This window comes from Corticimicrobacter sp. (assembly GCF_040137905.1).
Lineage (GTDB): Bacteria > Pseudomonadota > Gammaproteobacteria > Burkholderiales > Burkholderiaceae_B > Corticimicrobacter.
Genome location: NZ_JBEFDG010000071.1, coordinates 80,810 through 93,157, shown reverse-complemented (window position 1 = coordinate 93,157; position 12,348 = coordinate 80,810). Strand labels below are relative to the sequence as shown.

Here is a 12,348-nt window from a genome sequence, read left to right as displayed (position 1 = left end):
CTCACCTCATGCCTTCCTATCTCACCCTTGAACATCTGCACCTGGCCTATCCCAATGGACGGTCGCGCTGGCACAGCGTGGTGCATGACCTGGACCTGAGTCTCGAGCAAGGGGAAATCGCCAGTCTGCTGGGCGAATCCGGCTGCGGCAAGACAACCATCCTGCGGGCCGTGGCAGGCCTCGACATGCCACGCTCGGGCCGTATCGTGCTTGACGGGCAGGAACTGGTGAATGATGGCTGTTTCGTTCCGCCAGAGCAGCGGCGCATCGGCATGATGTTCCAGGACTATGCCCTGTTTCCTCATCTGGACATCCGGGCCAACATCGGCTTCGGCATCCGACGCCTGCCAGCCGTGCAGCGTGCAGACAGGATTGCCGAAATGGCCCGGCTCGTCGGCCTCGAGCACAGCCTGGACAAATACCCGCACGAACTGTCCGGCGGGCAGCAGCAACGCATTGCACTGGCTCGCGCCATGGCACCGAGCCCTCGCCTGCTGTTGCTCGACGAACCCTTTTCCAGCCTCGATATCCATACCCGCGAGAGACTGGCTTTTGAAGTACGCGACATCCTCAAGGAAACCGGCACCACCGCGCTGCTCGTCACCCACAGTCAGGCCGAGGCCTTCGCTATCTCGGATTCGGTCGGGCTGATGCATGAAGGCAGGATCGTGCAGTGGGATACCCCTTACGGGCTGCACCACCACCCTGCCAGCGATTATGTCAGGCGCTTCATCCGCCACGGCGATGCGCTGGAGGATCGGCGCAACGAGATCTTCCAGCGCGCGCGCCCGGAGGTTGCAGCTCAGGAAAGTAGCGACAGCCAGGGCATATTGGCCTAGGGGTTGTGCGGCCCATCACCACCGGCGTGCATGACATATTCGTCCTGGCCGGTGATTTCCTCACGCTGCTCGTGAACGATCACGAATCCGTGGGATTGATAGAAGCGGACACTGGCCTCGTTGGCCTTGTAGACAGAAAGTGTCATGCGGGCTTTGCCAGCCATGGCATGTACCATCAGGGCACTTCCGACTCCCCGCCCCTGCATGCCAGGCACCACGAAAATCGCGGCCAGCCGATCATCCCCAAGCAGTGCATAAAATCCGATCACCTGCGAATGCTCTTCATAGACATATACGGCTGCGGCCGGCAGGTATAGATTGCGCATGTTTTCCAGCTGCGCACGCCAGAATTCAGGATCGACGAAGTCATGCGCCGCGACGGATGCTGACAGCCATACATCCAGCACCGACTCTACGTCAGTCTCTGCAAGTGCCCGGATCATCGCTCAACCCTGCATGCCGTACTCATTCCATGTCCAGTTCACGCAGCTTGCGGGTAATGGTGTTGCGCCCCAATCCCAGCCGACTGGCCGCCTCGACGCGGCGATTTCGGCAATGCTCGAGTCCGGCTGCCAGCACCAGGCGTTCGAATTCCCGGGTCATGCTCTGCATGACGGCAGGCTCGCCGCGCTGCAACCGTGTCCGGGCCTCCTGGGTCACCATGTCGTGCCAGTCCGGCAGGCCATGGACACTGCGGATGGCTTCCCGTACCGTATCGGCACGTCCGGCCTGCCCTCCGCCGGTTTGAGGCGGCACCTGGCCGTCAGCGATCTGACCGGGAAGGATCGGCAGGCTGCTGCGCACTTCCGGCGGCAGGTCATGCACTTCGACGATCTGGCTTGGGGCCATCACGGTCAACCAGTGGCAGAAATTCTCGAGCTGGCGCACATTGCCCGGAAATGGGTAGGCGCAGAGCGCTTCCATCGCAGCCGGGCTGAGCTGGCGCACCGGCACGCCCAGCGTCCGCGCGCTGATGGCCAGAAAATGTGCCGTCAGTTCGGGAATATCCTCGGCCCGCTCTCGCAGTGGCGGCAGGCGCAGCCGGATCACGTTCAGGCGGTGGAACAGGTCTTCGCGAAACTTGCCTTCAGCGACGCGTGTTTCGAGCGGCTGGTGCGTGGCGGCGACAATGCGGACATCGACCTGCACCGGCTGGGTACCACCGATCCGGTAGAAGCTGCCTTCCGACAGCACCCGCAGCAGGCGGGTCTGCAGTTCCAGCGGCATGTCGCCGATTTCATCGAGGAACAGCGTACCGCCATCGGCTTCCTCGAAGCGGCCACGGCGCAGCGAATTGGCGCCGGTAAAGGCCCCGCGCTCGTGGCCGAACAGTTCGGCTTCCAGCAGGTCGCGCGGGATGGCAGCGGTATTCAGGGCAATGAAAGGCCGCCCGGAGCGTGCGCCATGTCCGTGCAGGGCACGCGCCACCAGTTCCTTGCCGGTTCCGGATTCGCCGGTGATGAGCACGCTGGCACGCGAAGGTGCCAGGCGTCCGATGGCGCGAAACACTTCCTGCATCGCCGGAGCCTTGCCCAGCAGGAACGTACCGGAGACGTTGCCGGCATCACTGGATTCGGTGCCGCCGTTCGGGCCACTGCCGTCCTCGGCGTCCTGGTGATTGAGGGCCGCCTCGTTCAGTGCTCGGCGGATCAGTGCGACTGCCTCGTTGACATCGAATGGCTTGGCCAGGTAATCGAAGGCACCGCCCTGGAATGCCGCCACCGTGCTGTCCAGGTCGGTATAGGCCGTCATGATGATGACAGGCAGATCAGGATATTCCCGCTTGAGTCGTTCCAGCAGATTCAGTCCCGATTCTCCGGGCATCCGGATATCCGAAATCAGTGCGCCGGGATGGTCGTGGCCTGGCAGTTCAGCCAGGGCCTTGAGCACCGATGCCGCATCGGAAAAGCTGCGGGACTCGATACCGGCCCGCATCAGGGATTTTTCCAGAACCCATCGGATAGCCTGGTCATCATCCACGATCCATACAGTATTCATGGCCGCTCCATGGGTAAAAGTATTCTGAATTCGGTATGGCCCGGCTCGGACTCGAACTCGACCACACCGCCATGTTGCTGCACGAAGTCCTGCGCCAGGTTTAGGCCCAGGCCGGTACCACTGGCTCGACCTGTGACCAGGGGATGGAATACGCGCTCCTGGATTTCAGGAGGTACGCCGGGCCCATTGTCGATGACAGATACCACCAGAACCAGCCGATGTCGACGATCCATCAGCACCTGCTGGCGTGCCACGCGGGTACGCAGCGTGATCAGGCCGCCTGGTGGTTCCTGTTCGCACAGGACCTGTGCCGCATTGCGGATCACGTTGAGCAGCACCTGCATCAGCCGTGCGCCGTCCCCTGGAAAATCGGGAATCGATGCATCGTAATCGCGCCGGATATCCAGCCCGTACTGGCTGAACTCGGCACGCACCAGCATGGCCGCCTTTTCGCACAGCTCATGAATGTTGAGCATGGCAAAGTGCAGCGGTGCACGCTGCGGTGCCAGCAGCCGATCCACCAGGGATTGCAGCCGATCGGCTTCCGAAATGATGACCTGCGTGTATTCCTTGAGCTGGCGATCGTCCAACTCGGCTTCCAGCAACTGGGCGGCACCTCGCACGCCACCCAGCGGATTCTTGACTTCATGCGCGAGATTGCGCAGCAACTCGCGATTGCTACCGGCCTGCTCATACATCTGCTGGTTGCGCTCGGCCAGCAGTTGCTGCTCGATTTCCCGCAACTCGAGCATGACGGGCCAGGGTTGTTCATAGAGTGCCACGATGGACGCAAACACCGGCGTCGTTTCATGACCCTTGCGCAGATTGAAGAGCTGGCGCCGGTCAATGAATTGACCGGCGCATGCTTCTTTTAGTGATGCGTCCAGATCGGCACTTTCCGTCACCAGCGAGGTGCAGGACACGCCTTGCAGGACCTTGCGCGAACGGCCCAGCAGATTTTCTGCCGCACCGTTGGCGTACTGGATGTCCCCTTGAGCATCGACCAGCAGGATCGATGTAGCGAGCAGATCAAACGCATCCAGGTTCATTTGATCGCTCCAGGTCATGGTTGTGATGCGTGGATCAGTTGCTGTAGTACAGATCAAACTCGACCGGGTGCGGGGTCATGCGCAGGCGCGTGACTTCGTCCATCTTGAGGGCGATGTAGGCATCGATCGCGTCGTTGCTGAACACACCGCCACGGGTCAGGAACTCGCGGTCCTTGTCGAGTGCAGCCAGCGCTTCTTCCAGCGATGCGCACACGGTCGGGATCTTGGCATCCTCTTCCGGCGGCAGATCGTACAGGTTCTTGTCGGCCGGATCACCGGGGTGGATCTTGTTCTGCACACCGTCCAGACCTGCCATCATCAGGGCCGAGAATGCCAGGTAGGGGTTGGCCAGGGGATCCGGGAAACGGGCTTCGATACGGCGGGCCTTGGGGCTGTCCACATAGGGAATGCGGATCGAGGCCGAACGGTTGCGTGCCGAATAGGCCAGCTTGACCGGGGCTTCGAAGCCGGGCACCAGGCGCTTGTAGGAGTTGGTACCGGGGTTGGTGATGGCATTCAGTGCGCGGGCGTGCTTGATGATGCCGCCGATGTAGTACAGCGCAAACTCGGACAGACCGGCATAGACGTTGCCTGCAAACAGGTTCTGGCCATCTTTCCAGATCGACTGGTGCACGTGCATGCCGGAGCCGTTGTCGCCGAGGATGGGCTTGGGCATGAAGGTCACGGTCTTGCCATAGGCAGCCGCCACGTTCCAGATCGTGTATTTCATGATCTGGTTCCAGTCAGCGCGCTCGACCAGCGTGCTGAACCGGGTACCGATTTCACATTGACCGGGGCCTGCCACTTCGTGGTGGTGGATTTCGACCGGCACGCCCTGCTGCTCGAGCAGGATGCTCATTTCGGAGCGCAGATCCTGGAACGAATCGGTCGGGGGCACGGGGAAATAGCCGCCCTTGACGCGGGGACGATGGCCCATATTGCCACCGGGATAGTCGGTGCCGGAGGACCAGGCACCTTCTTCGGAACGGATCTTGACGAAGCTGCCGGACGGGTTGCTGTCCCAGGTCACGCCATCGAAAACGAAGAACTCGGGCTCGGGACCGAAGAAAGCCGTGTCGCCGATGCCGGTCGACTTCAGATAGGCTTCAGCGCGCTTGGCCAGCGAACGGGGATCACGATCATAGCCCTGCATGTTCGAAGGTTCGATCACATCGCAGGTCAGGATCAGCGTGGTTTCTTCACGGAACGGATCCAGGCGGGCGGTACTCAGGTCGGGCGAAAGCATCATGTCGGATGCTTCGATACCCTTCCAGCCGTGAATCGAGGAACCGTCGAAAGCCTGGCCGCTTTCGAGCTTGCCTTCATCGATTTCGCCGGTGGGAACGGTCACGTGGTGCTCGCGGCCGATGGTATCGGTGAAGCGGAAATCGACGAACTTGACTTCATGCGTCTCGATTTGCTTCAGAACGTCTTGAGTGGTCGCCATGATAGCTCCATAAAGAAAATAGCGATTCGGATGTGAGATGGCAGGTCGCCTTCCACCTTATGCTCCGGCTGGAACATGTTGCTTCAGCGCCCAGGCACAGATTATCAAGCAAAAAGCGTGCCAACTTGAAAGAACGGAGAATATGCATCAAACCGGGCGTTTTTCTGGCCACGACAGGATTGCCCGCACCATCTGCATGCACAGGCACCCAATGAAAGCACCACAATGGTGCTGCAAGTGCAAGCAGCACCATATTAGTGCAACACTTCGGATCAGGCCAGAAAGATTTCCTGCAGATCGTTCAGGAAGCGCCATCCCAGCGGCGTCGCCATCAGCCGCGTCGGATCCGTATCCAGCAGCCCCTTGCGGGCGGCCTCTTCCATCATCCTGGCGATGTTGGCCAGGGGAATGCCCGTACGCTCCTCGAACCAGGCCGTCGGAACCCCGCGACGCAGGCGCAATGCATTGAGCATGAATTCGAAAGGCAGTTCATCCAGCGCTGGCTGGCGTATTTCGGCAATATGCCCTCCTTGCCCCGCCAGCGCGGCATCGATCCAGCTCTGGGGCTGCTTCAGGCGAGCCTGACGAACAATACGGTCATGGAAGGTCAATTTGCCATGCGCTCCCGGGCCGATGCCAAGGTAGTCGCCAAATTCCCAATAGTTGCGGTTGTGCAGACACTGCTGGCCCGGCCGTGCATAGGCAGAGATTTCATAGCGTTCGAAACCGGCCTGTGCCATGCGCGACTCCAGCATTTCCTGCATGCCGGCGGCACTGTCCTCGTCGGGCAGCACCGGCGGGTACTTGGCAAATACGGTATTGGGTTCCAGTGTCAGGTGGTACAGCGACAGGTGTGATACCCCGCTACCCAGGGCCGTTTCAAGATCAGCTCGGCACTGTGCCTCACTCTGCCCCGGCAAGGCGTACATCAGGTCCAGATTGACGCGACCGACCAATCGCAGGGCAATCTCGATCGCCGCCCGTGCCTGGTCGCTGTCATGCACGCGGCCCAGGGCCTGCAAGTGGACGTCATTGAAACTCTGAATGCCCAGCGAAATGCGGTTGACGCCGGAGGCCGCATAGGCGGCAAAGCGCGCAGCCTCGACCGTGCCCGGATTGGCCTCCATCGTGACCTCGGCATCCGGCAGCAGGTTCAGGCGTGCACGCACCATGGCCAGCATGCGGTCCAGCGCCTGTGCAGACAGCAGGCTGGGGGTACCGCCGCCGATGAAGACAGAGATGACCTGGCGACCCCAGATATCGGGCAACGCTCCTTCCAGATCAGCCTGCAGCGCCTGCAGATACGCCTCTTCGGGCAAATCTGCGCCGGCCTGGTGCGAGTTGAAATCACAATAAGGGCATTTGCGTACACACCAGGGCACATGAATATAGAGAGACAGCGGTGGCAAACTGTGCATCTGCAGCCTGCCCTGATGCGCATCCGCCTGTGCCGACGCCATGCGCGCCAGCGGAATCACACGCATGACCTGCGGGCTGCTCATGTCGTCTGGCCCAGTTGGACCAGCAGTTGCTGCCAGGCCCGGGCCCGGTGGCTGATCTGGTTCTTGCGGACGGGTTCCAGTTCGGCTGCGGCACAGCCTTCGCTTGCCAGGAAAAACAAGGGATCATAGCCAAAGCCATGCGTACCGCGAGGCGCCTCGGCGATCTCTCCCTGCCAGAGACCTTGCGCAACCAGCGGCAGTGGATCCTCGGCATGCCGTACCAGCGCCAGCACCGCGACATAACAGGCCCGGCGGTCCGCATGGCCGGTCAGTTGCGCGAGCAGATGGGCATTGTTGGCGGCATCCGATTTTTCACCCCCGGCTCGCTGCGCATAGCGCGCCGAATAGACGCCGGGCGCACCGCCAAGCGCCTGCACGCACAGGCCCGAGTCATCGGCCAGCGCCGGCAGGCCGGATGCGCGGCTGGCGTGGCGTGCCTTGGCCAGGGCATTTTCGATGAATGTGGGATAGGGTTCTTCGGCCTCGCTGATCTGCAACGCTGCCTGCGGCAGGACTTCGACCCCGTACGGTGCAAGCAGGCCTGAGAACTCCTTGAGCTTGCCGGCATTGTTCGAGGCCAGCACCAGTCTGGAAAACGGAAATTGCAGTGTCATCATCAACCTGTCTTGTCAGTTTCAGGCCAGAATTGTAGCCTGCGGCTGCAACACGCCCACAGGTGGCGACAAAAGCTTGGTATGCTTGCCGTTCTTTTTTTCAGCCCCCATTCAAGCCCCTGCGCACGCCCCGGACCATGTCCCGTTTATACAAATACTTCTTCCGTGGCGTCATCGCCATTCTGCCCCTGGCCCTGACGCTTTACCTGCTCTACATCTTCCTGTTCTGGATGGAGAACATGTCGATGAGCGTACTGCACCCCTTCTTCGGCAATTTCTACATTCCGGGCATGGGGCTGGTGCTGGGTGTGCTCATCATCATGCTGATCGGTTACCTGGCCTCGCTGGAACGGATCCAGAAGCTGTTTCTGCTGGTCGAGCTGCCGTTCAATAACCTGCCGGTGGTCAAGAGCATCTATTCATCGATCAAGAACTTTGCCGACTATTTTTCGAGCAGCACCAAGGCCGGGTCGCAACAGGTCGTGCTGCTGCGCATGCCCGGTCATGAGTTCGAACTGGTCGGCCTGGTCACGCGCCGTGACATGGAGGGTCTGCCCGAGGGGTTCCTGCCGGGAGCGCGGGTGGCTGTCTACCTGCCCATGGGCTATATGATCGGCGGCTACACCATATTCGTGCCTGAGTCATGGGTCCATCCGATCCAGATGTCGGTCGAAGAGGCCATGCGCTCTTCGCTGATTGCCTGGATGGCGCGCGCCGATGCCAGCCAGGCCATGCCTCCGGTTCCGCCCATTCATCCAGAACCCCCGCCTGCCGCCGGCAATGGCGGCGATACACCACCTGCGCCGCCGCCTGCTCAATGACGCCCTGAGCCGTTGCCCCCTGCCGCTGGCGTTTTTGCTGCGGCAATAGGGGCATGCTCGTGGGCATGATCATGGTCATGGTGATGCCCGGATTGCACTTCGGCATGACCGTGCGGGTGAGCATGCTGATGGTCATGCGCAGGTACGGCCGCCCGGCTGGCAGACGGCCGGCGGCCCAGCAGCCTCAGGCCATTGAAGACCACCAGCAGGCTGGCCCCCATGTCGGCGAACACCGCCATCCACATGGTGGCCTGCCCCGCAAAAGCCAGGGCAACGAATACGGCCTTGATCGACAGCGCCAGCGTAATGTTCTGAACCAGGATACGCGATGTCTTGCGCGACAGGGCCACCAGTTGCGGCAACTTGCGCAGGTCATCATCCATGATGGCCACATCGGCAGAGGCAATCGCGATATCCGAACCCAGCGCACCCATCGCAATACCTACGTCTGCCTGCGCCAGGGCAGGAGCATCGTTGATGCCATCGCCCACCATGGCCACACGGCCCCCCTGCTCCTGCAGCGTGCGGATCACGGCCTGCTTGTCTTCCGGCAGCAGGCCGGCACGCACGTCATCCAGGCCTACCGACTCTGCAATCACTGCCGCCACGTGCGGATTGTCACCACTCAGCATCATGGTTTTCACGCCCATGCCATGCAGCGTCACCAGCGCCTCGCGGCTGCTGGGCTTGATCTGGTCAGCCACACCAAACCAGGCCTGGGCCCGACTGCCGTCAGCCAGCAGCACCACCGTTCGTCCCGCCCGTTCGGCCGCTTCGATCTGCGCCAGCACGGCATCAAGGACGATACCGGATTCCCGCATCAGGCGGGCATTGCCGAGCAACCAGCGCTGTCCGCCAATCACGCCCTCGATGCCACCGCCCGCAATGGCTGCGAACTGCTCGACCTCATCGATTACCAGTCCATCCTGCCGTGCCTGCGCCGCAATGGCCTGCGATACCGGATGATCAGACTGTGCCGCCAGGCTGCCCCCCAGCCGCTGGGCTTGAACCGGATCGAGCGTCGCACCGTCAAAGCATTCCATGTCGAGCTGGGCCGGGCGTCCCTGAGTAATGGTGCCGGTCTTGTCGAAGGCCGCCCAGGACAGCATGCGAGCCGTTTCCAGGTAGGCGCCACCCTTGATGAGAATGCCCTGCCGTGCTGCCATGGCCAGACCGCTGACAATGGTGACCGGCGTGGAGATCACCAGCGCGCATGGGCAGGCGATCACCAGCAGCACCAGCGCACGGTAAAGCGCGTCCAGCCAGGGCATGCCCAAGGCCAATGGCGGCACGACAGCCACCAGCAGTGCCACCAGAAATACCGCCGGCGTATAGTAGCGCGCAAAGCGATCGACAAAACGCTGGGTCGGTGCCTTGCTGCCCTGGGCGCTTTCGACCGCTTCGGCCACGCGTGCCAGCGTCGAATCCTGGCTGGTGGACACCGTTTCGAACACCAGCATGCCCGAGGTATTGATGCTGCCGGCATAGAGCATGTCGCCCGGTCGCTTGTCGACCGGCACGCTTTCGCCGGTAATCGGTGACTGGTCAACAGCCGAGACTCCCTCCACCACCCTGCCGTCGAGCGCGATCCGCTCGCCGGGCCGGGCCCGCGCCAGACTGCCGACGGGCACCTGTGCCGTAGGCATATCCAGCCAGTTGCCATCCGCCTGCCGAAGCTGTATTTCATCCGGTGCCAGCGAAACCAGCTCATGGATGGCCGCACGGGCGCGATCCAGCGAGCGAGCCTCGATCAATTCCGCCAGGGTGAAGAGAAACATCACCATGGCAGCCTCGGGCCACTGGCCGATCAGCACGGCCCCTGTCACGGCAATGCTCATCAGGGCATTCATGTTGAGATTGAGGCTGCGGATTGCCAGCCAGCCCTTGCGATAGGTACTCAGGCCGCACAGGCCAATGGATGCGATCGCCAGCACCAGCACCAGCCAGCCCGGCGCATCCAGCCAGTGCGCCACTTCGGCACCGAGCGCAGCCACGCCTGCCACGATCAGGGCGGGCGGAATCCGCGTCATGGGCGGTGCCGTCCGTGGTGCACCCTCCTGTTCGGGCACGCCGGCCAGGCCGATATCCGTCAGCGCCTGCAGGATGGGTGGCAGGCTGCCTGCATCATGCCTGACGGTCAATACGCGCTGGACCAGGTTGAAGTCGAGTTCTCGCACGCTCTCCATGCCGCGCAGGCGATTGCGGATCAAGGCCTCTTCTGACGGACAGTCCATCTGGTCGATGCGTATCCGTGAATGTTCGAGTGGCTGTGTCATGGCGGGGGTTTCCTGTAGGACCGATCTTGCGTATGATCATTAGAAACCCTGAAGCGACTTTAGAGTCAAGCACCAACAGGAGAGACGCGCCATGACACTCAAAATCGGCGAACTGGCCCGGCAAACACACTGCACGGTCGAAACCATCCGCTACTACGAACAGGCCGGCCTGCTGCCCGCGCCACTGCGCAGCAGCGGCAATTACCGGCTCTACAATGACAGTCATATCGAGCGGCTGCACTTCATACGGCATTGCCGTACGCTCGATATATCGCTGGAGGAAATACAGACGCTGCTGGCCTACAAGGATACGCCCGAGCAGGATTGCGCCCATGTCAATGCGCTGCTCGACACCCATATCGACAGGCTGGAAACACATATCGCCACCTTGCTGTCACTCAAGCAGCGCCTGCAGGACCTGCGTGGACAATGCAGCGGCTCTCATCCGGTCGAGAACTGCGGCATCATCCAGGGGCTGGAACACTGTTCCTGCGAAACAGCGGTCAGTCCTGCCTGACCCAGTTGATCTCCAGCGGCTCATCCAGCGCAAAGCGCTGCAGATGGGTGGCGATGACACCCTGCAACCACTCCAGGCGCTCGGCATCCTCGTGGATAGCCTGCAACACCAGGCCTTCATCATCCGCATCGAATACCGCACGGGCCTGGGCATCGAACGGAATCTCGGCGTGCGTCTCGGTCGAAACGACTTCAAACTTGTGCGACCAGTGCTTGCAGAGCTTGAACAGATAGCGTTTGCCCTGTGCGGTCTTGACGTGTGCGATCGATGTCGCCATGCAGTGATCTCCTAGAAAAATCAGTCCAGCAACCGGATCGGTGTGCCCTTCAGCCAGGCAAGGATATCCTCGACCGCATCCGGGTAGTAAATCCGGTAATTGTCCTCGGTAGCATAGCCGATGTGCGGACTGAGCACGGTATTGGGCAATGCAATATAAGGGTTGCCTGGTGACAACGGCTCGTCGGCATAGACATCCAGCCCGGCCCCGGCGATCCTGCCCTCGTGCAGTGCGGCAAACAGTGCTGCCTCGTCTACCAGACCGGCCCGTGAGGTATTGATGAAATAGGCATGTGCCGGCATCCGCGCGATGCTGTCGGCGTCGACGACCCCCCGTGTCCGCTCGCTCAGGACCAGATGCAGGGAAACCGCATCGGCACGCTCGAACAGTTCTGCCTTGCCGACCCGTTGCACGCCCGCCTGGCTTGCGCGCTCATCGGTCAGGTTGGGACTCCAGGCCAGCACCTCCATGCCGAACGCCTGCCCTACCCGCGCCATCCTGCTGCCCAGCTTGCCCAGGCCGACCAGCCCCAGCGTACGCCCCTCCAAAGCGAGGCTCAATTGTGTCTGCCAGCGGCCATCACGCAAGGCCCGGTCTTCCTCGACGATCCGCTTGTGCAACGCCAGCAGCAACGCCCAGGCCAGTTCGGCTGCCGGGCTGCCCTGGGCCCGTGTACCCGAAACAACTATCCCGCGCGACTTGCAGGCAGCGACGTCGATGGCGGCATTGCGCATGCCGGTGGTCACCAGCAATCGCAGCGCCGGCAAGGCTTCCAGCAGCTCGGCCGGAAATGCCATGCGTTCGCGCATCGCCACGATGACTTCGGCGTCGTCCAGTGCCTCACGGGCATCCTGTTCACGCAGAGGCTGGTCAAAAAACACCACCTCGCAGTCAGCAGGCAGGCGTGACCAATCGGCAAAGGCAGGCGCAACGCGCTGATAGTCATCCAGGACAGCGATTTTCATGGGAACTCCGGCAAGGAACTGTGTGGATACTGAAACATAAGGC

The 12,348-nt window shown here is 61.7% G+C and carries 12 protein-coding genes; 3 read left to right on the top strand and 9 right to left on the bottom strand.

Annotated elements, in window-relative coordinates; translation table 11 throughout:
• Window positions 1–8 precede the first annotated feature (8 nt).
• The gene (locus ABN482_RS12350) at window positions 9–839 is read left to right on the top strand and encodes an ABC transporter ATP-binding protein (RefSeq protein ID WP_349504270.1); all 831 of its coding nucleotides are present in this window, start codon (window positions 9–11) and stop codon (window positions 837–839) included.
• Here ABN482_RS12350 and ABN482_RS12345 read toward each other — a convergent pair.
• The 6 genes from ABN482_RS12345 to rdgB form a co-directional block, all read right to left on the bottom strand.
• Entirely contained in the window at window positions 836–1,282 is a 447-nt protein-coding gene (locus ABN482_RS12345; protein WP_349504269.1) for a GNAT family N-acetyltransferase, read from the bottom strand. The genes ABN482_RS12350 and ABN482_RS12345 overlap by 4 nt on opposite strands.
• Before the next feature lie 22 nt (window positions 1,283–1,304).
• Window positions 1,305–2,837: a nitrogen regulation protein NR(I) gene (ntrC, locus tag ABN482_RS12340; protein WP_349504268.1), complete on the bottom strand. Its 1,533-nt coding sequence runs from the start codon at window positions 2,835–2,837 to the stop codon at window positions 1,305–1,307.
• Window positions 2,834–3,886 carry a nitrogen regulation protein NR(II) gene (glnL, locus tag ABN482_RS12335; protein ID WP_349504267.1) on the bottom strand — a complete coding sequence of 351 codons (1,053 nt, stop codon included), beginning with the start codon at window positions 3,884–3,886 and terminating at the stop codon, window positions 2,834–2,836. Before glnL ends, ntrC begins: the two co-directional genes overlap by 4 nt.
• Before the next feature lie 34 nt (window positions 3,887–3,920).
• Window positions 3,921–5,333: a type I glutamate--ammonia ligase gene (gene glnA, locus ABN482_RS12330; RefSeq protein ID WP_349504266.1), complete on the bottom strand. Its 1,413-nt coding sequence runs from the start codon at window positions 5,331–5,333 to the stop codon at window positions 3,921–3,923.
• Between the two features lie 272 nt (window positions 5,334–5,605).
• On the bottom strand, window positions 5,606–6,793 hold the full coding sequence (gene hemW / locus ABN482_RS12325) for a radical SAM family heme chaperone HemW (protein WP_349504322.1): 1,188 nt from the start codon (window positions 6,791–6,793) through the stop codon (window positions 5,606–5,608).
• 38 nt (window positions 6,794–6,831) lie between these two features.
• Entirely contained in the window at window positions 6,832–7,452 is a 621-nt protein-coding gene (gene rdgB / locus ABN482_RS12320; protein ID WP_502877289.1) for an RdgB/HAM1 family non-canonical purine NTP pyrophosphatase, read from the bottom strand.
• A gap of 134 nt (window positions 7,453–7,586) precedes the next feature.
• Here rdgB and ABN482_RS12315 point away from each other — a divergent pair, with 134 nt between their 5' ends.
• Window positions 7,587–8,270 (top strand): DUF502 domain-containing protein, encoded by a 684-nt coding sequence (locus tag ABN482_RS12315; protein WP_349504265.1) that lies wholly within the window; start codon window positions 7,587–7,589, stop codon window positions 8,268–8,270.
• On the opposite strand, the gene ABN482_RS12310 is transcribed toward ABN482_RS12315, so the two are convergent.
• A complete protein-coding gene (locus tag ABN482_RS12310) occupies window positions 8,264–10,546 on the bottom strand; it encodes a heavy metal translocating P-type ATPase (RefSeq protein ID WP_349504264.1) in 2,283 nt (760 codons plus the stop codon). The genes ABN482_RS12315 and ABN482_RS12310 overlap by 7 nt on opposite strands.
• Window positions 10,547–10,637: 91 nt before the next feature.
• On the opposite strand from ABN482_RS12310, the gene cadR reads away from it, so the two are divergent.
• Window positions 10,638–11,063 carry a Cd(II)/Pb(II)-responsive transcriptional regulator gene (gene cadR, locus ABN482_RS12305; protein WP_349504263.1) on the top strand — a complete coding sequence of 142 codons (426 nt, stop codon included), beginning with the start codon at window positions 10,638–10,640 and terminating at the stop codon, window positions 11,061–11,063.
• On the opposite strand, the gene ABN482_RS12300 is transcribed toward cadR, so the two are convergent.
• On the bottom strand, window positions 11,050–11,340 hold the full coding sequence (locus ABN482_RS12300) for a DUF2218 domain-containing protein (RefSeq protein WP_349504262.1): 291 nt from the start codon (window positions 11,338–11,340) through the stop codon (window positions 11,050–11,052). The two genes, cadR and ABN482_RS12300, sit on opposite strands and share 14 nt — an antisense overlap.
• A 20-nt stretch (window positions 11,341–11,360) precedes the next feature.
• Window positions 11,361–12,305 carry a D-2-hydroxyacid dehydrogenase family protein gene (locus ABN482_RS12295; protein ID WP_349504261.1) on the bottom strand — a complete coding sequence of 315 codons (945 nt, stop codon included), beginning with the start codon at window positions 12,303–12,305 and terminating at the stop codon, window positions 11,361–11,363.
• Window positions 12,306–12,348: the final 43 nt, after the last annotated feature.

Bases quoted from the DNA above. Each gene is read 5' to 3' on its own strand.
- hemW (WP_349504322.1), bottom strand. From the start codon at position 6,793: ATGGCGTCGGCACAGGCGGATGCGCATCAGGGCAGGCTGCAGATGCAC.
- glnA (WP_349504266.1), bottom strand. From the start codon at position 5,333: ATGGCGACCACTCAAGACGTTCTGAAGCAAATCGAGACGCATGAAGTC.
- ABN482_RS12310 (WP_349504264.1), bottom strand. From the start codon at position 10,546: ATGACACAGCCACTCGAACATTCACGGATACGCATCGACCAGATGGAC.
- ABN482_RS12345 (WP_349504269.1), bottom strand. From the start codon at position 1,282: ATGATCCGGGCACTTGCAGAGACTGACGTAGAGTCGGTGCTGGATGTA.
- cadR (WP_349504263.1), top strand. From the start codon at position 10,638: ATGACACTCAAAATCGGCGAACTGGCCCGGCAAACACACTGCACGGTC.
- rdgB (WP_502877289.1), bottom strand. From the start codon at position 7,452: ATGATGACACTGCAATTTCCGTTTTCCAGACTGGTGCTGGCCTCGAAC.
- ABN482_RS12300 (WP_349504262.1), bottom strand. From the start codon at position 11,340: ATGGCGACATCGATCGCACACGTCAAGACCGCACAGGGCAAACGCTAT.
- glnL (WP_349504267.1), bottom strand. From the start codon at position 3,886: ATGAACCTGGATGCGTTTGATCTGCTCGCTACATCGATCCTGCTGGTC.
- ABN482_RS12350 (WP_349504270.1), top strand. From the start codon at position 9: ATGCCTTCCTATCTCACCCTTGAACATCTGCACCTGGCCTATCCCAAT.
- ABN482_RS12295 (WP_349504261.1), bottom strand. From the start codon at position 12,305: ATGAAAATCGCTGTCCTGGATGACTATCAGCGCGTTGCGCCTGCCTTT.
- ABN482_RS12315 (WP_349504265.1), top strand. From the start codon at position 7,587: ATGTCCCGTTTATACAAATACTTCTTCCGTGGCGTCATCGCCATTCTG.
- ntrC (WP_349504268.1), bottom strand. From the start codon at position 2,837: ATGAATACTGTATGGATCGTGGATGATGACCAGGCTATCCGATGGGTT.